The sequence below is a fragment of the Janibacter sp. CoH_79_TC_3 genome (genome assembly GCF_058197955.1).
In genome coordinates this window covers 70,241-96,211 of record NZ_JBXWIV010000010.1, presented here as the reverse complement: position 1 = coordinate 96,211, position 25,971 = coordinate 70,241, and the positions used below count along the sequence as shown (strand labels likewise).

The 25,971-nt window shown below is 41.7% G+C and carries 25 protein-coding genes; 7 read left to right on the top strand and 18 right to left on the bottom strand.

Annotated features, from left to right (window positions below; translation table 11 throughout):
- Window positions 1-47: 47 nt before the first annotated feature.
- The 7 genes from AC2FA3_RS09965 to AC2FA3_RS09935 form a co-directional block, all read right to left on the bottom strand.
- Window positions 48-263 (bottom strand): hypothetical protein, encoded by a 216-nt coding sequence (locus tag AC2FA3_RS09965; RefSeq protein ID WP_490509415.1) that lies wholly within the window; start codon window positions 261-263, stop codon window positions 48-50.
- Between the two features lie 186 nt (window positions 264-449).
- Window positions 450-950, bottom strand: coding sequence for a GyrI-like domain-containing protein (locus AC2FA3_RS09960; RefSeq protein ID WP_490509414.1), 501 nt, complete (start codon window positions 948-950; stop codon window positions 450-452).
- 101 nt (window positions 951-1,051) lie between these two features.
- Complete coding sequence (gene iscX / locus AC2FA3_RS09955) at window positions 1,052-1,261, bottom strand: Fe-S cluster assembly protein IscX (RefSeq protein ID WP_011279849.1); 210 nt, start codon at window positions 1,259-1,261, stop codon at window positions 1,052-1,054.
- A 174-nt stretch (window positions 1,262-1,435) separates the two neighbouring features.
- On the bottom strand, window positions 1,436-1,975 hold the full coding sequence (locus AC2FA3_RS09950; protein ID WP_490509413.1) for an acyl-CoA thioesterase: 540 nt from the start codon (window positions 1,973-1,975) through the stop codon (window positions 1,436-1,438).
- A 154-nt stretch (window positions 1,976-2,129) separates the two neighbouring features.
- Window positions 2,130-3,527: an NAD(P)(+) transhydrogenase (Re/Si-specific) subunit beta gene (locus AC2FA3_RS09945; protein ID WP_490509412.1), complete on the bottom strand. Its 1,398-nt coding sequence runs from the start codon at window positions 3,525-3,527 to the stop codon at window positions 2,130-2,132.
- Window positions 3,524-3,913, bottom strand: a complete 390-nt coding sequence (locus AC2FA3_RS09940) for a proton-translocating transhydrogenase family protein (RefSeq protein WP_183621173.1) — start codon at window positions 3,911-3,913, stop codon at window positions 3,524-3,526. The genes AC2FA3_RS09945 and AC2FA3_RS09940 overlap by 4 nt, the downstream gene beginning before the upstream one ends.
- Before the next feature lie 74 nt (window positions 3,914-3,987).
- Complete coding sequence (locus AC2FA3_RS09935; RefSeq protein WP_490509411.1) at window positions 3,988-5,145, bottom strand: NAD(P) transhydrogenase subunit alpha; 1,158 nt, start codon at window positions 5,143-5,145, stop codon at window positions 3,988-3,990.
- Window positions 5,146-5,645: 500 nt separating this feature from the next.
- Here AC2FA3_RS09935 and yaaA point away from each other — a divergent pair, with 500 nt between their 5' ends.
- Window positions 5,646-6,446: a peroxide stress protein YaaA gene (gene yaaA, locus AC2FA3_RS09930; protein WP_490509410.1), complete on the top strand. Its 801-nt coding sequence runs from the start codon at window positions 5,646-5,648 to the stop codon at window positions 6,444-6,446.
- A 206-nt stretch (window positions 6,447-6,652) separates the two neighbouring features.
- Here yaaA and groL read toward each other — a convergent pair whose 3' ends face one another.
- Together groL and AC2FA3_RS09920 are read right to left on the bottom strand one after the other, a co-directional pair.
- Window positions 6,653-8,299 (bottom strand): chaperonin GroEL, encoded by a 1,647-nt coding sequence (groL, locus tag AC2FA3_RS09925; protein WP_201546392.1) that lies wholly within the window; start codon window positions 8,297-8,299, stop codon window positions 6,653-6,655.
- 110 nt (window positions 8,300-8,409) lie between these two features.
- Window positions 8,410-8,700 (bottom strand): co-chaperone GroES, encoded by a 291-nt coding sequence (locus AC2FA3_RS09920; protein WP_011279842.1) that lies wholly within the window; start codon window positions 8,698-8,700, stop codon window positions 8,410-8,412.
- Window positions 8,701-9,297: 597 nt separating this feature from the next.
- Here AC2FA3_RS09920 and AC2FA3_RS09915 point away from each other — a divergent pair.
- Window positions 9,298-10,068 carry a DUF3108 domain-containing protein gene (locus AC2FA3_RS09915; protein WP_490509409.1) on the top strand — a complete coding sequence of 257 codons (771 nt, stop codon included), beginning with the start codon at window positions 9,298-9,300 and terminating at the stop codon, window positions 10,066-10,068.
- 109 nt (window positions 10,069-10,177) lie between these two features.
- Here AC2FA3_RS09915 and AC2FA3_RS09910 read toward each other — a convergent pair whose 3' ends face one another.
- Window positions 10,178-10,675, bottom strand: coding sequence for a hypothetical protein (locus tag AC2FA3_RS09910; protein ID WP_490509408.1), 498 nt, complete (start codon window positions 10,673-10,675; stop codon window positions 10,178-10,180).
- Between the two features lie 54 nt (window positions 10,676-10,729).
- Complete coding sequence (wrbA, locus tag AC2FA3_RS09905; RefSeq protein WP_490509407.1) at window positions 10,730-11,347, bottom strand: NAD(P)H:quinone oxidoreductase; 618 nt, start codon at window positions 11,345-11,347, stop codon at window positions 10,730-10,732.
- Window positions 11,348-11,629: 282 nt separating this feature from the next.
- On the opposite strand from wrbA, the gene AC2FA3_RS09900 reads away from it, so the two are divergent.
- The 3 genes from AC2FA3_RS09900 (at window position 11,630) to AC2FA3_RS09890 (ending at window position 16,491) form a co-directional block, all read left to right on the top strand.
- The gene (locus AC2FA3_RS09900) at window positions 11,630-13,186 is read left to right on the top strand and encodes a YihY family inner membrane protein (protein WP_490509406.1); all 1,557 of its coding nucleotides are present in this window, start codon (window positions 11,630-11,632) and stop codon (window positions 13,184-13,186) included.
- A 263-nt stretch (window positions 13,187-13,449) separates the two neighbouring features.
- Complete coding sequence (locus AC2FA3_RS09895) at window positions 13,450-15,072, top strand: DUF2254 domain-containing protein (protein WP_490509405.1); 1,623 nt, start codon at window positions 13,450-13,452, stop codon at window positions 15,070-15,072.
- Between the two features lie 144 nt (window positions 15,073-15,216).
- Window positions 15,217-16,491 carry a cation:proton antiporter gene (locus tag AC2FA3_RS09890; protein WP_490509404.1) on the top strand — a complete coding sequence of 425 codons (1,275 nt, stop codon included), beginning with the start codon at window positions 15,217-15,219 and terminating at the stop codon, window positions 16,489-16,491.
- A gap of 117 nt (window positions 16,492-16,608) precedes the next feature.
- On the opposite strand, the gene AC2FA3_RS09885 is transcribed toward AC2FA3_RS09890, so the two are convergent.
- The 4 genes from AC2FA3_RS09885 to AC2FA3_RS09870 all read right to left on the bottom strand — a co-directional run bounded on the left by AC2FA3_RS09885 (window position 16,609) and on the right by AC2FA3_RS09870 (window position 19,827).
- Window positions 16,609-17,163, bottom strand: coding sequence for a DUF2127 domain-containing protein (locus AC2FA3_RS09885; protein ID WP_490509403.1), 555 nt, complete (start codon window positions 17,161-17,163; stop codon window positions 16,609-16,611).
- Window positions 17,156-18,370, bottom strand: a complete 1,215-nt coding sequence (locus tag AC2FA3_RS09880; RefSeq protein WP_490509402.1) for a dihydroorotase — start codon at window positions 18,368-18,370, stop codon at window positions 17,156-17,158. Before AC2FA3_RS09880 ends, AC2FA3_RS09885 begins: the two co-directional genes overlap by 8 nt.
- A gap of 60 nt (window positions 18,371-18,430) precedes the next feature.
- A complete protein-coding gene (locus tag AC2FA3_RS09875; protein WP_490509401.1) occupies window positions 18,431-19,504 on the bottom strand; it encodes an aspartate carbamoyltransferase catalytic subunit in 1,074 nt (357 codons plus the stop codon).
- Window positions 19,505-19,608: 104 nt separating this feature from the next.
- Window positions 19,609-19,827, bottom strand: coding sequence for a hypothetical protein (locus tag AC2FA3_RS09870; RefSeq protein WP_490509400.1), 219 nt, complete (start codon window positions 19,825-19,827; stop codon window positions 19,609-19,611).
- 107 nt (window positions 19,828-19,934) lie between these two features.
- On the opposite strand from AC2FA3_RS09870, the gene AC2FA3_RS09865 reads away from it, so the two are divergent.
- Window positions 19,935-20,918: a class 1 fructose-bisphosphatase gene (locus tag AC2FA3_RS09865; RefSeq protein ID WP_490509399.1), complete on the top strand. Its 984-nt coding sequence runs from the start codon at window positions 19,935-19,937 to the stop codon at window positions 20,916-20,918.
- Between the two features lie 115 nt (window positions 20,919-21,033).
- Window positions 21,034-21,828, top strand: coding sequence for a TrmH family RNA methyltransferase (locus tag AC2FA3_RS09860; RefSeq protein WP_490509398.1), 795 nt, complete (start codon window positions 21,034-21,036; stop codon window positions 21,826-21,828).
- Between the two features lie 108 nt (window positions 21,829-21,936).
- Here AC2FA3_RS09860 and AC2FA3_RS09855 read toward each other — a convergent pair whose 3' ends face one another.
- The 3 genes from AC2FA3_RS09855 to AC2FA3_RS09845 all read right to left on the bottom strand — a co-directional run bounded on the left by AC2FA3_RS09855 (window position 21,937) and on the right by AC2FA3_RS09845 (window position 25,298).
- A complete protein-coding gene (locus AC2FA3_RS09855; protein WP_490509397.1) occupies window positions 21,937-23,142 on the bottom strand; it encodes a cupin-like domain-containing protein in 1,206 nt (401 codons plus the stop codon).
- Window positions 23,143-23,475: 333 nt separating this feature from the next.
- The gene (locus AC2FA3_RS09850; RefSeq protein ID WP_201546379.1) at window positions 23,476-24,408 is read right to left on the bottom strand and encodes an electron transfer flavoprotein subunit alpha/FixB family protein; all 933 of its coding nucleotides are present in this window, start codon (window positions 24,406-24,408) and stop codon (window positions 23,476-23,478) included.
- A gap of 140 nt (window positions 24,409-24,548) precedes the next feature.
- Entirely contained in the window at window positions 24,549-25,298 is a 750-nt protein-coding gene (locus tag AC2FA3_RS09845; RefSeq protein WP_490509396.1) for an electron transfer flavoprotein subunit beta/FixA family protein, read from the bottom strand.
- Window positions 25,299-25,971: the final 673 nt, after the last annotated feature.

Below are 25,971 nucleotides of genomic sequence, written 5' to 3'. Positions count from 1 at the left end.
CTTAGTTAAGTAATCAATAAATGAGTAGTAGTCATTTAGGTTTGGCTTTATTCAACTCTGCTTTCGACCATAGACCTTACTTTATCTTGAATATGCTGTACTTCCTGCTTAAAGACATCTATTTGTTGGCTCATCTCTATTTCTGGTTCTAAATCCTGCGTTACCACATCTGTTCTAAAATCTTCTATCATCGCCATTCTTTTTCGCAAAGAATTTTGTATGATACCCAACTCATAGGTAGAGAAAACTGGGTCGTCGCTCATTTTATATCTCTTAATATAAGGCTAGAAGCAATTAATAGGGTATTGCCAAACATGCAATAAGAGACCTCAATATACGGCAACGAAACAGACTATAAGTATAATTTTGGTACCTTAATTCTTACAAGAAAGTGGCGATAGGAATAAGAATTCTAAAAACTATCGCCTCAATAATTTTACTTTCTGGCTTTACTCAATACCAATATAGAGATCTACTTTCCCATACTCTAAGTTGCCACCGATATAATGCTCAAAATCAACATTGTAGGTTCGTACCTGCTCGCAGCTTCTGTCGTTAAAATAGGTCCACGCTTTTTCCCAAGCATTCATGACGGTATTAGGCATTCTACCTTCTTCAGAAAAGACCAAATACTTGCCTGCAGGAATATCTACGCTGACTAGATCGCCATTCTTAGCATTAGCGCCATTATCTGACTGCTCTTGCTCGCTATCTACTTTCCAACCGGCCACAACATCAAAAGCACCGACCAAGTCATCGCTCTCATAGTTATGATAGATAGCATAAATATCTTCGCCCTTAGGAAGATTGACCGCATGATTTTGATAAAACTTTTGCCATAGTCGACCTAACTTGGCTGTTTCATGGCTAATTTCAGCATTATTGGTGGTGCGAACGCTGATGCCTTTGCACGCTATCGCTTCGGGTAGCTCTTTGATTTCTGATGTCATAATGCAGTATGTCCTATATATTGATGCTGCTTTTTATTTAAAATGCTATTTAAAAAAATATTTAAAATGAGTGTTAATACGATTAATATTGCAGCATTACTCTAATCTGCTTCATCAATCCAGTTCATTTGAATGGCTTCCAAGATACCTTCGTTTGAGCGCTGCGGGTCATCATCAAAGCCTTCAAGCTCAGTCACCCAGCGATGCAAATCGGTAAAGCGAATGTACTGCGGATCGGTCTCTGGAAATTTTTCGTAAAGCTCAATAGCAATATCTAAGCTGTCTGTCCATTTTAATTTTTGCGGGGTCATGGTAGATCCTTAACTTGTCATCATTTTATAAATGTCATCGAATTGATGGTCAGCTTGACTGGTTATTTGCTTAACCATTTTCTTGACCATTTAATACCCTCTATCGTAGCAAAATTCGCCCGCTGATTATAGACAAGTTCGTTATGCAGCCTTTATTGATTTAGCTTATTTTCTCTATTTAGCAGATTCATAAGACTTAATCGCTACTTGATGCTGATTCCAAGAATCAATGATCTCATTTGTATGCGCGCTTGTCATATCCAATATCTCTGGCACGCATTTACCTTTTTTATTGGTCAATACAAACTTAGTCATACCGACGCCCATCAACTGATCTTTCACAAAGAAGCGCGTTTCAAAATAAACGTATTTTTTATCCCAGCCAACAAGCGTACTATTCACCGTCATTTTATTCAGAAACTTAATTTCTTTGAGATAGACCATTTCTTGCATGGCGATAATCCAGCCGAGATTTTTAATGCCCTTTTGATGACAGCACGCCATCAGCCAGTTGGTGATGTTTAACTCAATAAAAGATAAGTAGCGATAATTAGGCAGATGATCACGAAAGCCCATATCATGTGGCAACACTCGATAGTGACGTACAATTGGTGCAGTCAAGGTTTCGACACTTAAGTGTTCGCTAGCTGATTGCTGTTTAAGTTGCTGTTTTAATAAGCTGACCATAATAAAAAAACGTATCAACATGTTCATAAGGAAATCTCTTAACTATTATTATTTATTAATCATAATTGCATATAGTTGAATGTAAATGCTGCCTACCTTAACGCAAAAAAAGCCACCTCAGTGACTTTTTTATGGCAAAGCTTAGATTTAATAACTTATCTTGAACCACTTGCTTTAAAGATTAATGCGCACCATTGATACTACGCACCATTTCTTCGACCATTTTCTTGGCATCACCAAAGATCATCATGGTTTTGTCCATATAGAATAAGCTGTTATCAAGACCTGCATAACCCGTGTTCATCGAACGTTTGATGACCATCACTGTTTGCGCTTTGGTGACATCTAGAATCGGCATACCAAAGATTGGCGACGATGGATCATCTTTTGCTGAAGGATTAACAACGTCATTGGCACCTATGACTAATACCACATCAGTACTGGCGAAGTCAGAGTTAATCTCATCCATCTCAAGAATATCATCATAAGGGACATCAGCTTCCGCCAATAGTACGTTCATGTGTCCTGGCATACGACCAGCGACCGGATGAATCGCAAAACGTACATTGACGCCTTCTTCTTTTAATAGCTCATACAATTCTTTGACCGCGTTTTGTGCACGGCCTTGCGCCATACCGTAACCCGGTACAATGACCACACTACTTGCATTGGCCATTAAGAAGCCAGCATCTTCTGCTGAGCCTGCTTTATAATTCTTGGGTGCGCCATCATCGCCACCCACTGCGGCAGCTGTCGTACCCATACCGCCAAACAAGACGTTAAGCAATGAGCGGTTCATGGCTTTACACATGATGTAAGATAGAATCGCACCTGATGAACCGACTAGCGAACCTGCGATAATAAGCATCGAGTTGCCAAGGGTAAAGCCAATACCAGCTGCCGCCCAACCTGAGAACGAGTTCAATAGCGACACAACCACTGGCATATCGCCGCCACCGATTGGGGCAATCCACATCCAACCAAAGATGACTGCAATCACTGCCATCGCATAAAATGCTGGCAACGAATCGGTCATAAAGTAGACGATACCGAAGCCAATCATGGCAATAAACAACAGTGCCTGTACGGGTTTTACCCAACTACCAACCAAGGTCTTCGCCCAACTCTTCGCTGCCAATTTACCAAAGGCAAATACCGACGCTGAGAAAGTAATCGCACCAATGAAACAACCGATAAACAATTCAACACGGGCAACCGCGCCATGCTGTTGTTCAGTATGCAGTACCGTTGCTAATGCAATCGCCACCGCTGCCAAACCAACAAATGAATGCATCAAGGCCACGGTTTCTGGCATTTGGGTCATCGCGACCGTTTTTGCTTTCCACATACCGACGAGTGCACCCAATACCATCGCACCGATAATTAGCCACAGCACAGGACCTTCAGCTAAGAAAAAGGTCGTTGCTACAGCAATCGCCATCGCCACCATACCGAAGCGGTTACCGCGAATAGCGGTTTTTGGACTAGATAGACCACGTAAGGTTAAGACAAAAAGAATGGCACCCACTAAGTAAAACCAATCTGCATTTGCTGCAATCATATTTGTTAAATCGCTCATGCATCGCCTCCACTTTCAGTCGTCCCAGTTTCAAGAGCGGGTGCTTTTTTTACTTTCGGTTTGAACATCGCAAGCATACGCTCAGTCACGGCAAAACCACCGAAGATATTAATACTGGCTAAAAATACCGCAAAGGCACCTAGTAAACTGGTTGGGGTGAACATCGAGCCGTCAATAGTGACGGTCTGTAGCATCGCACCGACGATTACAATACTTGATAAAGCGTTGGTGACCGCCATCAATGGTGTATGTAGTGCAGGGGTAACGCCCCAAACGACGTAGTAGCCGACAAAAATAGCGAGTACAAATACAGTGAAAATCGCTACAAACGGTGTGCTACTCATGGCCGCACCGGCTGGCGCTGCAGCTAAAATAGTGGCAATCATCTAATCCTCCTAAAAATTTGTTCGTGTCTGGCAAATGTAGGGTAATGAGGTAGTCGAGGCTTGAGGTTCAAGGCTTAGCGTTTAGCAAGTCGCACTTGGTTGTCATGTGTCACTGCTAACGCCCCTTGAATCTCATCATTCATATCTAAATTTAGTGCCAGTGGCTTCGCTGAAGCGTCGTCTGTAGCTGCAGTAGCAATTAAAGTGGTGATAAAATTAACAAGGTTATTGGCATATAGGTCTGACGACTGCGCTGCGAGTTGCGATGGAATATTAGCCGCCCCAACGATACGCACGCCATTTGCTGTGGTAATCGTTTCATCTGGTACACTGCCTTCGACGTTGCCGCCGGTACCAGCCGCCATATCAATCAGCACTGAGCCCGCTTTCATTTTGGCAAGCGTCGCCCCGTGCACTAAACGCGGTGCATTACGACCAGGAATTTGCGCTGTGGTAATGACGATATCAGCATTGCTTAATGCGTTGTCAACCACTGCCGCTTGGTCTTTGACATATTGCTCTGATGGTGTCCAAGCATAGCCACCTGTAGACTTAGCTGTTTCTGCTTCCTCTGCACTCATCGGGACATCAAGCCATTTACCACCTAAGGATTCTACTTGCTCACGAGCGGTCGGACGTAAATCACTGGCTTCAACGACGGCGCCTAAACGCTTCGCTGTGGCAATCGCTTGCAAACCTGCCACCCCAACGCCTAAAATAACGACTTTGGCAGGTTTCACCGTACCAGCTGAAGTCATAAACATTGGGAACGGACGCGAATATTCATTGGCGGCTAACAATACTGCTTTATAACCGGCAAGGTTGGCTTGCGAGGACAAGACATCCATATTCTGGGCACGTGACAAGGTACGTGGCAACAACTCCATCGCAAAGGCGGTCGCGCCTTTAGCAGCATAAGTATCTAGCTGGCTATTACGATACGGGTCAAGCATACCGACAACCACTTGACCGGCCGTTAAATGTTCAGTTACTGCCGCTGGCAGGTCATTGACAGTAGTAATAATCTGAGACTGGCTGACGACCTCGGTACTATTGCTAGCAATGTCAGCACCCGCCGCTTGATACAGCTCATCAGCATAATATGCTGCTTGACCTGCACCTGACTGAATGACGACTTCAAACCCTAGTTTACGTAATTTTTTTACCGCGTCTGGGGTTAGCGCTACCCGACTTTCACTTGCGCTATCTGCACTAATAACACCGATTCTCATACCGTCTCCTTACTTACGTCTAATGACTATACTCACGTCTAATGACTACCTTTTAACACCCTCAACGCACATTTAAAAAGCACAGGGGACAAAAAATCCTTGGTCATGGTTGGTTTAACACTTAAGACCAAAGATTATCAATTTAATAAATGATGACGACTTTGCCATCATGCCTTTTTATTATAGAGATATCGTCTGCTAACTTTCATTGCCTAATGATGACCCACAAGTAAAATAAAAAGTTAGGTATTTACACCATCATCATAACTTTTATTGTTATATTAAAAACTTTTATTTTTTCCAAAAGCGCGCAAAGCCTGTAAGTTATTAGCTCTGAGCTAGCGCATAAATTGTTTTAATATTTGACATATGTCTACGATGACGTTTAAAAATACAAAACAGCTACGACTAAGTCAAGATAAAATACTGTCTGCCGTATAATAAGAAAACTTGACACTTAATTAGAACGCCCTTTAACTCATTATAAATAAGGAATAACCATGTATTTTTTACTTTCCCCTGCCAAATCTCTTAATGAGAAAGATGTTGTGCCGGTTAATATTGGTAACTACTATAGTCAGCCCGAGCTGATTGAACACTCGCAAACCCTCATGAAAAACTTAAAAGCAAAAGAGCCGATTGATTTGCAAGAGCTGATGAGCATCTCTGACGATTTGGCGCAGCTGAATGCCGAACGCAACCAACAATGGCGCTGGAGCAAAGAACAGCCCTTTACTTTAGACAATGCCAAACCTGCGGGCTATTTATTCGATGGTGATGTTTATACCGGTCTTGATATGTATCATATGGATAAAAACACCGCTATTTATGTCAATGAACACTTAGGAATTTTATCTGGCTTATATGGGGTACTTAAACCGTTAGATTTAATTCAACCCTATCGCTTAGAGATGGGCACCAAACTGAAAAATGCGCGCGGTGATAACCTCTATGAATTTTGGGGCGACGAAGTGACCAATGTTATCAATGCGCGCATGGCAGATAGTAATGACAAAGTTCTAGTTAACCTAGCTTCTAATGAATATTTTAAGGTAATAAAAAAGAAAGCACTAAATGCGGAAATTATCACTCCACGATTTGAAGATGAAAAAAATGGTCAATATAAAGTGATTAGCTTTTATGCAAAAAAAGCTCGTGGATTGATGGTGAAATATGCTGCTGATAATAAATTGACCAATGCGGAACAATTAAAGCAGTTTGATTTGGCAGGATATTATTATGTCGATGAGTTGTCTGATGATAAAACGTGGACGTTTAGACGAGAGGAAGTAAGTCAGTAGTTTTTAAAATAATATTTAATTTGTATGAAAAAACCCCGATAAGCTCAGCCTATCGGGGTTTTATTTAAACTAGGTTTAACAAGTACATTATGACAAATTCATACTTCTAGCGAAAAGTGATTTATCGAGGAAGACGTGCAAAAATAGTACCTATTGTACATTGAGCGCGTCTGACAAAGAGAAATCGCTTTGTAACAGAAGTAAAATTACATCATGCCGCCCATTCCACCCATACCGCCCATTCCACCGCCGCCCATGCCAGACATACCATCATCACCCTGTGGCAAATCAGTAATCATGACTTCGGTCGTGAGCATTAAGCCAGCTACAGAAGCAGCGTTTTCTAGTGCTGAACGTGCCACTTTGGCTGGATCAAGGATACCCATCTCTAGCATATCGCCATATTCGCCAGAAGCGGCGTTGTAACCATAGTTACCAGTACCGCTCTTCACTTCGTTCACGACAACTGAAGCTTCTTCGCCTGAGTTGGTCACGATTTGACGTAATGGTGCTTCCATTGCGCGACGTAAGATATTGATACCAGCGTTTTGGTCATCGTTATCGCCACGTAGCTCAGACAATGCATTCATTGCACGAACTAGGGCAACACCGCCGCCAGGTACAACGCCTTCTTCAACCGCAGCGCGAGTCGCATGTAGTGCATCATCAACGCGATCTTTTTTCTCTTTCATTTCAGTTTCAGTCGCAGCGCCAACTTTGATAACGGCAACGCCGCCAGCCAGTTTCGCCATACGCTCTTGAAGCTTTTCTTTATCGTAGTCAGACGTTGATTCTTCTACTTGACGTTTGATAGATTCAACACGGTTTTCGATATCAGCAGAGTTACCAGCGCCATCAACGATGACGGTGTTTTCTTTACCGATAGTGACTTTCTTAGCCGTACCCAATTGCTCAAGAGTCGCAGTCTCTAAGCTCAGACCAATCTCTTCAGAAATCACGGTACCGCCAGTTAACGTTGCGATATCTTCTAGCATAGCTTTACGACGATCGCCAAAACCTGGTGCTTTAACGGCACAAGTTTTTAAGCCACCACGCATGTTGTTGACTACTAACGTTGCTAGGGCTTCGTTTTCGACGTCTTCAGCGATGATTAGCAAAGGTTTGCTCTGCTGCATCACTTGCTCAAGTAATGGTACAATTTCGCGGATATTGCTGATTTTTTTGTCTACAAGCAAGATGTAAGGGTTTTCAAACTCAGCGGTTAGGCTGTCTTGCTTATTAGCAAAGTACGGGCTGATATAACCACGGTCAAACTGCATGCCTTCGACAACTTCTAAGGTATCTTCAAAGCTTGAACCTTCTTCAACTGTGATAACGCCTTGCTTGCCGACTTTTTCCATCGCTTCCGCAATCAATTCACCAATTTTGGTGTCTGAGTTGGCAGAGATAGAACCAACTTGGGCAATCGCTTTTGAATCATCAGCTGGGGTTGATAACAAATGGATTTGCTCAACAGCAGCACGTACCGCTTTATCGATACCGCGTTTCAGATCCATTGGGTTCATGCCAGCGGCAACAGATTTCATACCTTCTTGCAAGATTGACTGAGCCAATACGGTCGCTGTAGTCGTACCATCACCAGCAACATCATTAGTACGGCTAGCAACTTCACGGACCAATTGCGCGCCCATGTTCTCGAATTTGTTTTCAAGCTCGATTTCTTTGGCAACCGAAACACCATCTTTAGTGATGGTAGGTGCGCCAAAAGATTTATCGATAACCACGTTACGACCTTTAGGTCCTAAGGTTACACGTACTGCGTTTGCTAGGACGTTTACGCCGTCCATCATTTGTTTACGGGCATCTATGCCGAATTTTACGTCTTTTGCCATGTTAAATTACTCCATTATTATAAGTATAGAAATACAATTGAATGAGTCGATACAGTATTGTTAAGAACAATTGTCTTAAATGCGTTGAGTATAAAAACACTCAAAAAGGACTAGCCTTCTAGCACACCCAATACATCAGATTCTTTCATAATAAGTAGTTCTTCGCCGTCAACTTTCACAGTTTGACCAGCATATTGACCGAACAAGACTTTGTCGCCAGTTTTTACATCTAACGCGCGAGTTTCGCCGTTGTCACGAATCTGACCATTACCAGTTGCTAGCACTTCACCTTGTGAAGGTTTTTCTTGCGCAGAACCAGGAAGCAAGATACCACCAGCCGTTTTTGTTTCTTCTTCTATGCGGCGGACAACAATACGATCATGTAAAGGACGAATATTCATCAATATGTCTCCAATAATTTGGTTATTTAAAATAAGGGTTTATTTGAATTAATGATCTCAATACCAAGATCTATCAGAATGACTGCTTAAAAACATTATTCTTCAGATAAGCTTTGAGCTTGTATCAAAAAGTGGGGGCAAGGTGAGTTCGGTTCAAGTCTAAAGGCCAAAAATTTACAAGAATTTTGCACATCATCGCTTATTAAGTGAGTAATAACGGTTATAAAAGGCTGTTTGATTCAATTGCACGCTATTAAAGGCGTTAGCAGTATTTTAAAAATTAGACTTACTATTGAGTAGTGGTTGTAAATATAAGCTGTGATACATTAGCACCCTTTCGTTATTAGTCACTATTATTACTCACCATTTAGTTTACCGCATCTTACTAGGATTACAGCAAGTTACTGCGCCAGCTTTGTTTAGCGAAACCAGCAACATTGACTACAATAGCCAAACGCTTACCTCCACCGCTGCCCTTGAAAATGTAACAGAGTATGACAATATATATAAGACTGAGCACATAATAAGATTTATAAAAATACAACAGTTACTGATGACAGCTGATATCACAACCTGAAAACAAATTAAGGAATATCCATGAGTTTTTTATCACACAATAAACAATCCCTAGCAACTGATTCTAATAACCCAAAACGCAGCCGTTCTAAGTTTTTAAGCGCCCTAACTACGGGGGTGAGTATTGCTGCGATTGGAGCTTTAAGTATGACCGCACCTAGCCTTGTCAATGCCAAGAGCGTTGAACCGTCAAGCGCCAACTACAGCTTTACCATTGAAGATAAATATAAAGGTACTGCTACTCGTACTTTGAATAAGTCTGGCAATACATGGAAATACAATGTCGATGCTCGGGTGGCTGGTGTCGCGACCGCCGCGCAAAATAGCACCTTTACTATTAACGGTAATAATGTCATCCCAACCCAAGCCAGTACCACTTATAAACTATTAGGCGTTGGTCGCACACACAAATTGGACTTTAACCCAAGCACTAAAAAAGTCGTGAGCAATTATAAAGGCAAATCAACAACCCTGAACATGACGCAACAAGCCTTTGATGATTTGAGCCTCGAGGTGCAAATTCGCCAAGATTTATTAAACGGTAAATTCTCTGGCAACTATTACATGGCGAAAAAAGATAAGATTGAGAAAACGCCGTTTAAAAAATCTGGTAACACTAAAATAACCGTGCCAGCGGGTACCTTTGATACCGTACGTGTCGACCGTGTGCATGATGATAACAGTCGCTCGACCAGTTTTTGGTTGGCGCCAAGCTTAGATTACTTACCGGTAAAAGTAAGTCAGATTAATGATGGTAAAAAGATGGATTTAGAATTAACCAAGGTTAATTAAGCCATTATCTCTGCATAAAGGGTTAACATAAAAAAGCGGCGCTCTAATTAGAGCGCCGCTTTTTTTGCTGTAAATACCGGATACAACAATACAAGATGCCAAGACTCATCTAGCGAGAACGTGGCTGCTTAACGACATTATTCATTGACGGTAGGCGTTTTAACAATATAAATAACCAAACATTGATTGCCAGCAATAACACAAAATCAAGCAGATATACCATTATCTCAGCCCAACTACTACCATAAACGCGCGTGAATAGCACTACACCGCTTGCCCCGAGATAAACCAGAGTAAACATGCTATCTATCAATAGCGCATAAGGCGAACGCCCGCGTAATATCGATGGCGTTAAGACAAATGCTGGTACCAACCATAGCGCTTGCCAAGCAATACCGCCGATAATATCTGGATTACTGGGGTTAAAAATACTGATTAAAATCGGCAGCGCCAATAATCTAAAAACCAGCCAAACCAACCATGTCACCATCAAATGCTGCCGAATAGGTGTTATCGGTTTTTGCGCCTTCACAGCATTAGTAGCCTGAGCTGTTTTTTCTGCAGGGGTTTGAATGTCACTGTCCTGATTGGAGCGGTTAGTAGCCATGAGAGATATTTATTTCCTAATTGATAGCGGCAAGCAGCAATAGATAGAAGTCAATTAACGTTTCCAATTGGCTTGCGCTAAGGCAGACGCCGTAATCGCCAAGCGGCGCCCTTGAGCAATCGCCAGCTCGCGCTCATCCGCTGATACAGGCTGATCATGTAAAGCACCGCTCACATGACTGGCACCATAAGGTGAGCCGCCACCACGGGTGCGATTTAGAGCAGGCTCAGCATAAGGGACGCCCACAATCATCATGCCATGATGCAATAGCGGCATCATCATGGTAAGCAAAGTTGTCTCTTGTCCGCCATGCATCGAACCGGTTGCGGTAAATACGGCTGCCGGTTTGTTCTGTAGATTGCCGGCTAGCCATAGCGTCACAGTATTGTCCCAAAAATACTTCATAGGTGCAGCCATATTACCAAAATGCGTCGGACTACCAAGCGCAAGGCCGCTGCAATCTTTTAAATCATCCATGGTGCAATAAAGATCGCCTTCATCAGGTATCGAAGGTTTAATTGCGGTGGTTTCAGGCGCAACTGTCGGCACGGTACGAATACGCGCCGTCATGCCAGCGTCTTCAATACCTTGGGCGATAGCATATGCTAATGTCTTAGTCGTACCATAATTTGAATAATAAAGCACCAAAACATAAGGGGCGGTCTGACTCATTAGCAAAACTTCCTTCTAAAATCATTGACGTTGTTATTTTATATATGTGTTATTTCAGCTATATATATATAGCAGACAACAAGCATTATAAGATGTACACATTATGCCCGAGTCATTCACTGACATGCAAACAAAGCTCACTTAGCATTATAGTTTTACGGATGATATAGACAACCTTAAACTTACGATGACTTAAATGCATTTTGACACAATTAAGTGGCAGATTGTGGATGGCCATTTTTGCTACACTATTTGCACTCTTATTCCTGCTAAATGGTTGTCATGGAAAATTTATTAAAAAAACTCCCTTTTTTACACCAACGTTGGTTTCAGTTTCTGCGTTTTCTGACTCGGCATTTTTTTGAAGACGACTGCCAACAAAAAGCTGCGTCGTTGACCTACACGACTTTATTATCCATTGTGCCTATCTTAACCGTGCTTTTGATGATTTTGTCTTCAGTGCCAGCTTTGGCTTCCGTCAGAGCACAGATTTATGAGGTGGTATATAGCAACTTGCTGCCCCAGTCGAGCTTACAGGTCAGTAAATATATCAATACCTTTGCTGAGCAATCATCAAACCTGACTATTATTGGCGCGATGGTTTTAGTCTTTACCACCATCATGACTTTGACCACCATTGAGCGTGCTTTCAACCAAATCTGGCGGGTAGAAAATCGCTCTGGCGGTATGAAAAGTATGTTGCGGTATTGGACCATCGTCACGTTGGGACCGTTAGTGTTGGGTACCGCATTTCTTGCCTCAAGTGCGGTACAAAGCCTAAGTTTTTTAAACCGACAAATTGCAGGTTATGGCATCGACTGGTCGTTTTGGGTACAAGTCGTCTCCTTTGGTATTACGGTCGCTGGTTTTATCAGTATGTATTGGTTCATTCCAAAAGCCCGTGTCCCTGCAAAAAACGCCGCTATTGCCGGTATATTTGTCGCGATTATCTTTGAGCTAATGAAGAATCTTTTTGGTACGGTGATGGCAAACTTTACCAGCTATGAAGTCATTTATGGCGCGTTTGCGGCGCTGCCAATTTTCTTATTATGGATATATCTGTCTTGGAATTTGATTTTGTTGGGCGTTGAGATTAGTTATACCTTGACTATTTTCGAGACCGAAGAAGTCTATCCACGCCATCCGCTCTTAAGTTTGCTCGATATGTTAAATCTCGTTTATACCCATCATTTAAAAGGCGAGGCAGTCAGTGAACAGGCGCTACGCAATGTATTGGGGCGCAAAGAGCTGCCAAAATGGTATACCTATCTTAAATATCTGCAAGACAGCAATTTAATCACCATGACGGAAGAAGAAGATTATGTACTGAAAAAAGATTTGAGCAAGATGACCTTGTGGGACTTTTATCGCACTTTACCTTATCCATTGCCTATCAAAGATGAGCTTGATGAGATGAGTATAGAGGATCAAAAACCTTGGCTAAGCTTATTGGTCAATCGCTTTGAGAACACCGAAGCCTATGCCAAACAACAATTAAATGTGCCGTTAAATGCTATCTTTACTCACAGTGAACCACGTAAAAAATCAGCGAAAAATGAAGCCGATTTGGCTAAAGATAATGTCTCTAAACTCTTTAGAAAATCGAGCGCTGCTACGCCTAGCCATTTATCTAAAGAAGATAAAGGTAGTGATAACGACACGCCGCGCTTTGACCCGGTCGCTTATGACAAAGACAGCGATATAGAATGCGATGAGCGCAATAATGAAATCATCATTCCTAAAGACATTGGCGATGATAAAGTCAATGCTGATAGCAAGAAACGTATGACTGATAAAAGCGATATCATTACTGAAGCGGATAACCCAACAGCTACTTAGCTCATTATCATTTTTTATAGTTTTTTATATTAATAATAATTTATAAATAAGCTCCTATCATAGGGGCTTATTTTTTACTAAATTTTTATGGCTTATATGGTAAGGTAATTTACTTTTAAGAGATTTTATTAGCCAAATAGAATCCTTACCTTGTTAATAATAGTGGGATTATTCTTAGGTCGGTTTTTAGGTCATTTCTGGAGCATATAATATTGGACAAACACCCTAAAAATGGCTGGCTTAAATCGGTATGGCTCACAATCATGCACAGGCTAAAGCAGTTTACCCAGCTCTGGTCGCTACAGACGCTGACCGATTTACCTGATCGCCTAAGAAATCTATGGCAGCAGCTTATTGGCTCTTATTGGTTTATTCCAACCGCTTGCGTAGTAGTAGGTATTTTACTGGCACCTTTATTGGTCACCATTGATGAACATTTCGACCGCGAAACGGTTAGAGAACTTACCTTTGCTTTTACAGGTGATGATGATGCCGCTCGCGCTATTATGACCACCATTGCTGGCGCCGTACTCGGTGTTGCCGGTACCACTTTTTCGATTACGATTGCCGTATTGTCGATGGCATCTTCACAATTTGGCCCCCGATTGCTGCGTAATTTTTTGACAGATACGCCAAATCAATTTGTTCTAGGCGCGTTTATTGGCACCTTTAGTTATAGCTTATTGGTGTTAAAAGCGATTCATAAATATGATGTTGGTTTTGGGGTGCCGCAATTGGCGGTGACCTTTGCCATTATCATGGCGATTATTTGCGCTTTATTATTGGTTTATTTTGTGCAGCATATGGTGCATGCGATTCAGGCATCGCATGTGATTCAAGGCGCAAGTAATGAGGCGATTAAAAACATTCACTACTGGTATAAAGACCGCTGCGATATCGAGCATCAACGTGACGTTGAGCATCACGACGTCGAACAATTCCATACTTGGCTTGCCACGCCGATTTATTCACCAAGCTCAGGTTATATTCAGCAAATCTACTTTGAGTCCCTTATCACCCTGACCCAAGATTATGGCGGCGTGGTGCATATTAACGCCAATCTTGGTGATTTTGTCACTGATAGAAATATCATTGGCTATTTTTATAAGCGTCCAGCCACCCATTCAGACAATTGCCATCAAACCAACACACCAAAGCTTGCTATCGTCCCACGTACGCCCGATGGGTTGTTCTGGCAGCGCTTTGCTGGCTGTATACGTATTGAGCAACGCTTAAGCCACTCCAACGATATCGCTTATAGCTTAGGACAAATGACTGAGATTGCGGTACGCGCCCTATCACCGGGTATCAATGATCCAAAAACAGCGGTCAATTGTGTTCAGTCTTTGACCGCTTGTTTAAGTATTATGATGCGTCGTCAGCCACCCAGCCCCTATCACTTCTATCTACCAAACCCAGATAAGTCGACGCTAAATCAATCAAGATCACATCAACCGACGCCATATAAAGCAAGCTCAGACAACAGCAGTGTTGAAAGCATAAGCAATAAACCACGCGTCGCCATATTAGCCGTCGTGACTCATACTCCTAAAATATCAGACTTTATTGATACATCGCTTGGTGAGATACGGCGTTACGCAACCGCAGACTTAATGGTATTAAAGGCGCTTTGTCAGGCATTGGTAGATCTTAATTACGCTAAAGTTAATAATGCTCAGCAGCAAACGATATTGCATGAACTGACATTGATTGAACATGCAGGACAAGACAATCTCAGCTATCAAGAATTGGTCGATGACTTAATCGCCATGTGCCAACAAGCCAAACAATTTATCCTTGAAGAAGACGCCCAACATCAATACTTTGCTTATGTCCCTAAGTTTGATGCTCATATTCATCAAGCATTACAAATGCAATCAAGGTAATATCTAAAACAGACTTTATTACTAAAAACAAGTGGGCTATTCATAACTGGCAAGCCAACGCAAAAATAACTAACATAAAACCCATTCAACCTTTCTAAGTTCTAAATTTAGGGCAATTCTTTATCATTATTTGAGACCTTTTTTATGGCTCCTACCAGCAGCTTGACCGTACTAGAAATCAGCGCTATTTTTTTATCGATTACTGCCTTATTAACTTATGTGAATCATCGCTTTATCGGCCTACCAACGACTATTGGCGTGATGGTTATCTCCATTTTATTATCTATCGGTGCGATATTTTTGGGCTTTTTAGGTTTTGATCAGCTGATTGATTACGAAGTAAGTCTATTGGAGCAGCTTGATTTTACCGAAGTCTTATTAGACGGCATGCTGTCTATGTTGCTCTTTGCTGGCGCGCTACATGTCAATATTGGCGATTTAAAACGTTATAAATTACCTATTGGTATCCTTGCCTGTATAGGCACAATCGTATCGGCGCTATTAATTGCCGCTGCCCTGTACTTTATGCTGCCGCTCTTTGGTTTTGGGCTGCCGTTTTTGTGGTGCTTATTATTTGGCGCTTTGATATCGCCAACTGATCCGATTGCCGTGATGGGTATTTTAGCATCGGCTGGCGCGCCAAAAAGCATTGAAACCGTCATCGCCGGTGAGTCATTATTTAATGATGGTATTGGCGTGGTTATTTTCGTACTGCTGCTCGGTATTTTATCGAGCGGCGATATTCCAACGGCAAATTATGTCGCCCATACATTAGCCGTTGAAGCTGGTGGCGGTATTATCTTTGGTCTGGTACTCGGGGCCATTTTGTATTACATGCTTAAAAGCATCGACAGCTACCAAGAAGAAGTTTTATTAACGCTTGCAGGCGTGATAGGTGGCTATGCACTCGCCAGCCATTGGCATCTATCAGGTCCACTTGCGATGGTAATGATGGGATTAATGGTTGGTAATCGCGGACGAGCGTTGGCAATGAGCGATAAGACGCGTCATTATATTGATTTATTTTGGGAATTGATTGATGAAATCCTCAACGCTATTTTATTTGTATTAATTGGTCTTGAAGTAGTAATGATTGCTTATTCGGGTAATTTATTTATAGCCGCTGGTTTGACAATTATTATTGCCCTACTTGCACGCTTTATTGTGGTTGGCATGACCACCAAAACCTTTCATCGTCAGCTTGATTTGCCGACAGGCGCATGGAAAGTGCTGACATGGGGCGGATTACGTGGTGGCATTTCGGTTGCTTTGGTATTGCAGCTACCGGCAGGCAGCGAGCGAGATATTTTATTGGCGCTCACTTATGCGGTGGTGATATTCTCTATCTTGGTACAAGGTTTGAGCGTCGGTAAAGTGGCTAGAAGCATCCGTACGGATGAGAAAGTCACAGAGATATAGCCTTTAAATAGTTTTGAATTAGTCGTTTTAGTAAAAGAAAAGCCAGTATAAGATAATATCTTATACTGGCTTTTTTAGGTCTATTAAACTTGTTTATCTATTTTTATAACAGCCTAGTTATATCAAACCCTTGCGCTTCATATTGCGATAAACCACGATGACTATAATAATATTTGATACTAAGATGGCAAGTTTAAACCAGTCAAATGGGCTAGCAAACAGATAGTAAATCTCAATAGGAATAAATATCCCGTAGCCTAATACGCCAAACCAATAGGCCCAGGTTTTGTCTTGCCACAAACCATAGGCTTCAAGAAAGCGCAAACTGGCATAAGCAAAAATTATTAACAAGAATACTGGCCAATTTTTGCTTGCCTGCTGGGCTATGCGTACTGCACTATCAACTTGCGGTGCCAGTAGCTGGCCAAAGGTTTGTTGCCAAGAAGCGGTCGCTGTCGTTAGCCAACGCTCAAGGTCACTATGCCATGACCATAAAGCCCCCGCCCCTAATAACGCACCGACGCCTTTGACCACTTCATATATTGCGACTGCTTTAATAGATTCGCTAGAGGTACTAGCGCCACTGCGCGGTGTATGCTGCTGGCTGGTATCTTGGTCGTTATCCTTCGAGGATGGTTGCAGCTTATCATCCTGCCTAGGCAAATTAGCCAAAGAAAGTCTCCACCACACGCCCTTGCAACTGCTCATTGAAGAATGGCGTATTTTTACCATTTGACAGCATAGATTCTGTGGTTACTTGCCACTCAAGATTTGGATCTACCAACACGGCGCCGCCGATACTTTCATACTGCTCGCTAATACCTGCGATTTTTGCCGGATTGAGGCAGATTTTATCGACCAGTTGCTCAAGCGTTAATACCTCATCACGTACTAGCTGACATGCCAGCGCCATAAACGTATCAAAGTTTGAGATACCGGGCGTACTTTCAGCAAACGGTGCCTTTTTAGCGGTACTATTTAGCGGCTCATGGTGGCTACAAATGGCATCAATAGTGCCGTCTTTTAAACCACGGCGGATAGCTTGCTGATCCGTATTACTACGCAGCGGTGGTAGCACATAAGCTTGGGCATTAAAGCCTTTTAAATTATCATCGGTTAAATAAAGCTGATGCATGGCCACATCACAAGTCACCGGCAAACCTTTATCTTTCGCCCAGCGCATCAGCTCAATCGAAGACTTACAAGATAACTGGCTAAAATGCGCCGCGATACCCGTTTCTTCCACCATTAATAACTGCGTTGACAAAGCAACCGTTTCTGCAATCCAAGGAATCCCTTGCAGACCATGATATGACGCGATATAGCCTTCATGCGCTACCCCATCACCAGATAAACTTGGCTCGTCAGGATAAAAGAATACTTTCATATTAAAAGTCGCCGCATATTCCAATGTACGCAGTAACACTAAGTCATTGCGAAAAGGGCGACGCGCGTTTGAAACGGCAATACAGCCGCCTTTTTTAAGGCCAGCAATATTAGAGGGATTCTCTCCACGAAGTCCTTCTGTCAACGCACCTAAAATATGTAAATAAATACCGCCATCACCAAGCGCGCGCTCACGTAAACCTTTTAGCAGCGAGCCGTTTTCTAAAATAGGATTGGTATCAGGCGGAATCACCACATGCAAAAAACCATTGCCACGGGCAGCGCGCCCTTCTGACTCTAAAGTGCCGTGTTGTTGTTGCCCCGGCTCACGTAGACGCGCGCATAAATCAACTAGTGGCGGTAGCAGCCACATTTCACGGCCCGCTGCAACTGCAGCTAATTTAGCTGTTGTTGCAGCATTTGGTAATGAGTCTTTAAATGCTTGAGGAAGATGGTTAATTATCGGTGCATCCGTATTTAACATAGTGGTCATGAGCGTTATTACCGTATCAATAAAATGGGATAAATAAATATAAAGCAGCGTGGCAGAGGTTTACTTACTTGCGGCTTGATGAGCGCGCTGACCTTCCATTGCCAGTGACAACACAGCCATACGAATAGCGATACCGTTATTTACCTGCTTTAAAATCACAGATTGCACACCATCGGCAACACTTGAGGCAATTTCAACGCCGCGGTTCATCGGCCCTGGATGCATCACCAAAGCATCAGGCTTAGCCAATGCCATGCGCTCTGGTGTAATACCATAATGCTTATAATATTCACTCGATGACGCCAGCAGCGGCGAGCCAATGCGCTCGTTTTGTATTCTTAATCCCATAATGACATCACAGTCCGTGACACAGTCATTCATATCTTCATAGACTTGTACGCCGAAACGCTCAATCCCTTTGGGTAACAAAGTGCGTGGCGCGCAGACGCGAATGTCTTTAACGCCCAAGGTTTGTAGCGCACTGATATCTGAGCGTGCGACACGTGAATGTTTAATATCACCGACGATAGCCACTGACAATTCTTCAAATGGTCGCGGCGCTTCACGGTGAATGGTCAGCATATCAAGCATCCCTTGCGTTGGATGCGCATGCCAGCCATCACCGCCATTAATAATGGCAATATCTGGTGTTACTTCTGTGGCCATAAAATGAGCAGCGCCCGACGCTGAATGCCGTACCACAAAGATATCTGCCGTCATCGCTTGTAGATTCCACAAGGTATCGCGCAAGCTTTCACCTTTTTTGGTACTTGAGCGCTCGATATCGATATTGAGCACATTGGCACCGAGGCGCTTTTCGGCGACTTCAAAAGTGGTGCGGGTACGCGTTGATGGTTCAAAAAACAGATTCATCACCGTATAACCTTCAAGCTCAGGCCGATTAATCAGCTGCCCATTTTCATCAAAGAATGTCTCAGCTTTGGCAATAATTGCTTGCAACTGCGCTTTATTAAGACCTTCTACCCCCAAGAAATGGCGAATACTACCATCGCTATTGAGCTGCGGACGACTTAACGACGCATCCAGTTTCTCATGAATGGTATCAGGGTCGAATTTAGCATAATCGGTTGGCGAGACTATCTGGGTTGAGCGGCTATCAGTAGAATTTGGCATAATGGCAGGTCTTTATTGTTGGTTTATATGATTTGCTAAGCATCATTGATGCGTTTTTTGGCGATTTATGGTCGATAAGCACGGAGACAAGGACATTTCGGCACTTATTTGCTACAATTTACACCTATGGCAATGACAGACATAGCGCCGTAAAAACAGACGTCTTCGTCATCTTCTTGACCAATAGCCGTAGACTTGTCAAAATCACCATCAAAAATCGGCTTAGCCAAACGATAAATAAATAATAATAGCGCTAGTGTAGCTGATTTTGTGGTCAGGACAAAGATGCCTTGCGGGGTATTTAAAAATTTACCAGATTTCATGCCATTAAGTATGACCTAAAAGATTTTTCAAACCTTTATATACTCTTTACCCTCACTTTCCTCAATTTTAAAAACATTCATTTTAATAGCTTTTATCAGGAACCCTTATGACAACCTTAGCAAACTACCTAGACGCTCATTCCAGCAACCCTGCCCTCAATGACGTGATTACTACCGTGACTGATGTCGGTAAGACCATTTCGCAGTTATTGAGAAAAGGAGCGCTTGCAGATATCTTAGGTGAAGCTGGCAATCAAAATGTTCAAGGTGAAGAACAGAAAAAACTCGACGTATTGGCTAATGATTTATTATTAGATGCGTTAGCAAAAAACGCGCATTGTGCAGGTGTCGCTTCAGAAGAGCTCGATGATGCAACCCCTGCCAATGCTGATGGTAGTTTACTGGTATTGTTCGACCCACTTGATGGCTCATCAAATATCGATATTAATATGGCCGTCGGTACTATCTTCTCTATTTTACCGTACCAACGCCAAGGTCAAATCAGTGAAAGTAGCGACTTCTTACAAGCAGGCAATCAACAGTTAGCTGCCGGTTATTTATTATATGGTACCTCTACGGTATTGGCGCTGACCATCGTCGATAATGTCGTGATGTTTAGCTTAGACCCTGATACCAATGAGTATGTGCTAATAGAAGAAAATGTCACCATCGATGCTGATACCAGCGAATACGCTATCAATGCGTCAAACTATCGCTACTGGCGCGCGCCGATGCAGCAGTATATCGATGAGCTTATCGCTGGCAAAACTGGTGTGCGTGGTCGCGATTTCAATACCCGTTGGGTGGCGGCGATGGTCGGCGATGTACATCGTATTTTATGTCGCGGTGGGCTGTTTACTTATCCCTTTGACACTAAGTATGCCAATAAAGCTGGCAAACTACGTCTAATGTACGAAGCCAATCCCATGAGTTTACTCATTGAGCGTGCAGACGGTGCTGCCACTGACGCAGTCAATCGTATCTTGGATATAGCACCAACTGATATTCACCAACGTGTGCCTGTGGTACTTGGTAGCAAAAATGAAGTCGAGTATGTTAAGAATTTACATGTAAATTACACTGATAAATAATTCAGCCGAGCCAATCTGCTAACCGTCATTACAAAGCGATATAATCGATACACCTTATGTTGATAGTCCTTATAATGACGGTTCAAACTTTCTATATTTTTCTAAGCGAACCATTATGGTAGCAAATCCCACCGAGCTGATTACCTCAGATAGAAACATGACCGTCAAGCTTGTCAAAGGCTTATTAACGCAAGCGCGCCAACGCAAAAAGCAAGGTCAAACCGTCATTGAGGGTGTGCATTTAATCGATGCGGCTTTGCGTAGCGATTATCCGTTCGTGCAAATATTACTTGCAGACTCAGCGCATCAGCATCCTGAGGTTCAGCAGATTTTGACTCGACTGCCAACCTACACGCCTATTTTGACTTTGTCCGATGTACTGTATGAGAGTATTCGTAGCTTGGGTACCGGTATCGACATTATGGCGCTGATTACTATACCAGTGCCGAGCTTAGCGGCAATCAGTGATGACTGTCTGATTCTTAATGATGTACAAGACAATGGGAATGTTGGCACGCTGTTGCGCACTGCCGCCGCAGTTGGCATACGCAATATCCTCTGTACCAGTGGTACCGCGCAAGCATGGTCACCAAAGACGCTTAGAGCAGGTATGGGCGCACAGTTTGCCCTAACCATTTATGAAGATCTAAGTGTGCAAGATATTTTGGATTATGTACAAACGCCGCTATTTGCGACCAGCTCGCATACCGATACAGTCATTTATCAGCATGATTTAAAGCAACCTATTGCTTGGATTATGGGACATGAAGGGCAAGGCGTTTGTGATGAGTTGATGCAGTGTGCCACCCCTATCGCTCTACCACAGCCTAATGGGCAAGAAAGCTTGAATGTAGCGATTGCAGGCTCATTGTGCTTGTATGAGACGTTGCGCCAAAGAAGCTACTCTTAAAACTTACTGTCATATATGTAGAATCTATTAAAAAAAATGACTAAATAAATAATTGTATTTATTCAGTCATTTTTATTTAAGGCTTATTTGTTTAACTCTATAAACGCATTAACCTTGTGCTTCCATGAAGCTCGCAGAATAGTTATTCGGTGCATTGAAATTAGTAAAACTGATGCTAATAGATTTTTCTAGTCCATTAACACAATGCCACCATCCAATAGGAATAAATAATGCATCACCAGCTTCAATATTGACTTCAACTGGCGTTACATGCTGCATTAATGGGTGCTTTTTTAGATCGAAATTAGGAAAATCTACTTCACTATACACGTGCAAGTCATTATAGAGCCAAGGCACTTGCCAAGCTGGAATCAAAGTAACTTTCTTAGTTCCATAAACTTGAACTAGCATGTTATTGGTTAAATCATGATGTAAAGGTGTAAAAACACCTTTGGGTCCCATCCAAAAATATGTACTTAAAGAGGGGTCGTCGGTTAGCTTCCGATAACCGTCACCGAAGTCACCAATATCTTCAAACGCCGGTTTAATGGCATCGACATTTTGTTGGGTATTATTAGCTGTCATATAGTAGTCATTACTATCACCATGATTTTCAATCATATCGACAAACTCAGCCATACGCATGGACTTGCGATGTTTATTAGAATTGCGTTCAAATAAAATATCACTTTCACGATTAAATTGAATCTGAACTTCTACCTCCCCTAACGTATCAGCAAAATACTGTGGACTCCATTTCTTTAGCGCTGGCCAATGATCAATGCCTTTTTTAAGCACCACAGGCTTGTGCTTGCTATAATAATCTCTAATAAATATATCAAAAGACGGTGTTTCGATGACATCAATTTTTTGATTGTATCCGGGATCCAATCTAGCTAGATCGTCGCAGGTCTGAAGAAGCCATTCTCGTTTATTTAAAATTTTAGTAGGTTTAAGTCCGGCTTTCAAATAAGGGCTTTTAGATGCAGTTTCTAGTTCTAGTAAAACCTCTGCATGAGTATAACCTTGTTGCAATAATACTTGGGCGATATTATCTTTACTCACTCCTTGTAGTAAATTTAAACCCACCCATTCTTTCAAATTGTTTGGCAATTTTCTAATATTTTGTATACTTTCATTTGTATCTCTATTTAAACCTTTCTTCAAAGCTATTTGAATTTGAGTATCTGAAAAGTTATTGTCTTTTAATGTCTGTATAATCACCTCTTTTGAAATACCCCGCATAATATTCGTCGTAATCCAATCATCCCATTCTTTAGGTAACTGTTCTGTAAAATCCATTGCTACATTCATCCTTTCCTCCTAACTATTTAAAAAATTAAATAGCATATTAACTAGCTTATAAAATAAATTTTTATCATTAAAAAACTGTATTTGACCTAGATTCTTGATTCCGTTTATTCAAAATAGATAATCACATAGCGCCATAATGGTAATATCATTTATAAAAAACGTATTACTTAATAGCTAGATATTACTTTAGTCTACTATAGAAGATTATCCTATAAAATAGCAACCTCAGACAATATAAATAAATGTTTCAATAAGACTTCAGAATAGACATAAAAAAACCCGCTATTTTTATAGCGGGTTTTTTTGCTTCATTACTTATGCAAGAGGTAACAATTAAATCTTGCTAGTCAGCTCAGGTAATGCTTCAAACAGATCAGCTTCTAAGAAGTAATCAGCAACGCTAGCGATAGGTGATTCTGGGTCATTGTTGATAGCAACGATGACTTTAGAATCTTTCATACCAGCTAAATGCTGAATGGCACCAGAGATACCAGCTGCGATATATAGGTCTGGAGCAACGATTTTACCCGTTTGACCAACCTGCATATCGTTTGGTACATAACCTGCATCCACAGCGGCACGTGATGCGCCAACAGCAGCGCCTAGCTTGTCAGCTAATGGCTCAATGTATTTAGTGAAGTTTTCACCATTTGCCAATGCACGACCACCAGAAACCACGATGCTTGCTGATGTCAATTCAGGACGGTCAGATTTGGCCATCTCTTCATTAACGAAACTTGCTTTACCAGTCTCTTGCACGTTGTCGATAGCTTCAACAGTCGCTGAACCGCCTTCACTTGCTACTGGATCAAACGCTGTCGTACGTACTGTCATGACGACTTTATCTTCTGTAGTCTTAACGGTTGCCGTGGCGTTACCTGCATAGATAGGACGCTCAAACGTTTGTGCATCTATCACAGCAGAGATTTCTGACAACATGCTTACGTCAAGTAAAGCCGCTACACGTGGCATAAAGTTCTTACCAGTAGTGGTAGCAGGTGCAATGATATGGCTATAATCACCAGCAATATCAGCAACCAATAACGCAACGTTACCAGCCAATTGATGCTCATAAGCGGCGTTATCTGCTAATAATACTTTAGTTACGCCTGCTGCCTTTGCTGCTTCATCAGCTACTGCTTGCGCACCACTACCAGCGACTAATACATGGATATCACCGCCGATTTGCTGAGCGGCAGCGATTGTGTTCAAAGTTGCCTTTTTTAGACTGGCATTGTCATGTTCTGCATATACCAAAATTGCCATTGTTTTTGTCCTTTATTTATTCGTATCATCTATTCATGCGGTTGTTTGTGTACAGCGTTATTTATCGATTTAGCTTAAATACTAAACTACTCAAACTTCATAACGTTGTACATGATATGCCGTAGCAAATTATTCAATCATTAAATAACTTTTGCTTCATTTCTTAGCTTATCGATCAACTCGTCAACTGAACCCACTTTGATACCAGCTTTACGCTCAGCAGGTGGCACGACTTTGATAATTTCTTGCTTAGATATCATATCAACACCGAAATCAGCAGGTGTTTTCTCATCAAGCTGTTTCTTTTTAGCTTTCATAATGTTAGGCAATTTAGCGTAACGTGGCTCATTTAAACGTAAGTCAGTGGTGATAACCGCTGGTAGCTCAAGCGCTAGGGTCTGCAAACCACCGTCAATTTCACGCGTGACATTTACTTTACTACCGTCAACTTTTACTTCTGACGCGAACGTACCCTGACCAATGCCCATCAATGCCGCGAGCATCTGACCAGTTTGGTTATTGTCATCATCAATCGCTTGCTTACCTAAAAGGATAATATCAGTGGACTCAGATTCAGCAATACTCTTAAGTATTTTAGCAATTTGTAATGGATAAGGTTTTTGATCAGACACGACCAAAATACCGCGATCAGCGCCCAATGCTAAAGCGGCACGAATTTGCTCTTGTGATTCTTTTGGACCAATTGATGCCACAATGATTTCATCAATCACGCCCGCTTCTTTTAGACGAACCGCTTCTTCAACAGCAATTTCATCAAAAGGGTTGATTGACATTTTAGTGTTAGATAAATCTACGCCAGAGTTATCAGCTTTTACACGAACTTTTACGTTGTAATCAATGACACGCTTGACCGCTACTAATGCTTTCATACGTTCCTCGTTTATTAATGTTATGAATTAAAATTGCCAGTTAAGAACCAAGGGTTCATTTTTTTAAACTGTTGTTCAAATTGTCGTTCAAAATATTACTAAAGCTTTTTATTACATTAACAGAAATTTCAAATAAACACTCATAAGCCAATCACTAAAAGTATATCGCCATGATATTTGTTATTCATTACTTTGCATTTACTAAAAATATAAATTTAAGAGTAAAGCATTAAAATTTGCTGTTAAAGCTAAGCCAACCGTTATTATCAGACCTATCTATCTTGCGTCAGCATGCTCATAAGGTCAAGACAACGCCGTGAATAATGCGTCATAAATTTGTCACCATTATTGCAAAAAGCGTCTATAAGCGCATTAATTAACCATTTATCTTATTAAAGGCCTTAACCAGTACAATATTTATCACGCTTTCCACCTTTTGTAGACTAACTGATAGTCGGCTATCTCTTACTTAAGGCTGTTATTATATTGAAAACCTACCATTCTATTTGCAACCTTAATGACGATAAGCTTCATAACCTTAAATATTTGGTCTGTTTTATTAGAAAAATTTCATAAAAAAAGCAACCTGATGAGAGGTTGCTTTTTTTTAAAGTCTAAACAGTATTTTTATTGTTTTAACAAACAAAGGTATCAATGCATATTGATTAATCTT

What these genes read in the sequence shown, in the direction of transcription:
- AC2FA3_RS09965 (WP_490509415.1), bottom strand. Translation starts at nt 263, where the DNA reads ATGAGCGACGACCCAGTTTTCTCTACCTATGAGTTGGGTATCATACAA.
- AC2FA3_RS09935 (WP_490509411.1), bottom strand. Translation starts at nt 5,145, where the DNA reads ATGAGAATCGGTGTTATTAGTGCAGATAGCGCAAGTGAAAGTCGGGTA.
- AC2FA3_RS09945 (WP_490509412.1), bottom strand. Translation starts at nt 3,527, where the DNA reads ATGAGCGATTTAACAAATATGATTGCAGCAAATGCAGATTGGTTTTAC.
- AC2FA3_RS09890 (WP_490509404.1), top strand. Translation starts at nt 15,217, where the DNA reads ATGGCTCCTACCAGCAGCTTGACCGTACTAGAAATCAGCGCTATTTTT.
- AC2FA3_RS09915 (WP_490509409.1), top strand. Translation starts at nt 9,298, where the DNA reads ATGAGTTTTTTATCACACAATAAACAATCCCTAGCAACTGATTCTAAT.
- AC2FA3_RS09865 (WP_490509399.1), top strand. Translation starts at nt 19,935, where the DNA reads ATGACAACCTTAGCAAACTACCTAGACGCTCATTCCAGCAACCCTGCC.
- AC2FA3_RS09875 (WP_490509401.1), bottom strand. Translation starts at nt 19,504, where the DNA reads ATGCCAAATTCTACTGATAGCCGCTCAACCCAGATAGTCTCGCCAACC.
- AC2FA3_RS09940 (WP_183621173.1), bottom strand. Translation starts at nt 3,913, where the DNA reads ATGATTGCCACTATTTTAGCTGCAGCGCCAGCCGGTGCGGCCATGAGT.
- AC2FA3_RS09960 (WP_490509414.1), bottom strand. Translation starts at nt 950, where the DNA reads ATGACATCAGAAATCAAAGAGCTACCCGAAGCGATAGCGTGCAAAGGC.
- iscX (WP_011279849.1), bottom strand. Translation starts at nt 1,261, where the DNA reads ATGACCCCGCAAAAATTAAAATGGACAGACAGCTTAGATATTGCTATT.
- AC2FA3_RS09950 (WP_490509413.1), bottom strand. Translation starts at nt 1,975, where the DNA reads ATGAACATGTTGATACGTTTTTTTATTATGGTCAGCTTATTAAAACAG.
- wrbA (WP_490509407.1), bottom strand. Translation starts at nt 11,347, where the DNA reads ATGAGTCAGACCGCCCCTTATGTTTTGGTGCTTTATTATTCAAATTAT.
- AC2FA3_RS09855 (WP_490509397.1), bottom strand. Translation starts at nt 23,142, where the DNA reads ATGAATGTAGCAATGGATTTTACAGAACAGTTACCTAAAGAATGGGAT.
- AC2FA3_RS09870 (WP_490509400.1), bottom strand. Translation starts at nt 19,827, where the DNA reads ATGAAATCTGGTAAATTTTTAAATACCCCGCAAGGCATCTTTGTCCTG.
- AC2FA3_RS09850 (WP_201546379.1), bottom strand. Translation starts at nt 24,408, where the DNA reads ATGGCAATTTTGGTATATGCAGAACATGACAATGCCAGTCTAAAAAAG.
- AC2FA3_RS09880 (WP_490509402.1), bottom strand. Translation starts at nt 18,370, where the DNA reads ATGACCACTATGTTAAATACGGATGCACCGATAATTAACCATCTTCCT.
- AC2FA3_RS09860 (WP_490509398.1), top strand. Translation starts at nt 21,034, where the DNA reads ATGGTAGCAAATCCCACCGAGCTGATTACCTCAGATAGAAACATGACC.
- AC2FA3_RS09895 (WP_490509405.1), top strand. Translation starts at nt 13,450, where the DNA reads ATGCACAGGCTAAAGCAGTTTACCCAGCTCTGGTCGCTACAGACGCTG.
- AC2FA3_RS09920 (WP_011279842.1), bottom strand. Translation starts at nt 8,700, where the DNA reads ATGAATATTCGTCCTTTACATGATCGTATTGTTGTCCGCCGCATAGAA.
- yaaA (WP_490509410.1), top strand. Translation starts at nt 5,646, where the DNA reads ATGTATTTTTTACTTTCCCCTGCCAAATCTCTTAATGAGAAAGATGTT.
- AC2FA3_RS09910 (WP_490509408.1), bottom strand. Translation starts at nt 10,675, where the DNA reads ATGGCTACTAACCGCTCCAATCAGGACAGTGACATTCAAACCCCTGCA.
- AC2FA3_RS09845 (WP_490509396.1), bottom strand. Translation starts at nt 25,298, where the DNA reads ATGAAAGCATTAGTAGCGGTCAAGCGTGTCATTGATTACAACGTAAAA.
- AC2FA3_RS09900 (WP_490509406.1), top strand. Translation starts at nt 11,630, where the DNA reads ATGGAAAATTTATTAAAAAAACTCCCTTTTTTACACCAACGTTGGTTT.
- groL (WP_201546392.1), bottom strand. Translation starts at nt 8,299, where the DNA reads ATGGCAAAAGACGTAAAATTCGGCATAGATGCCCGTAAACAAATGATG.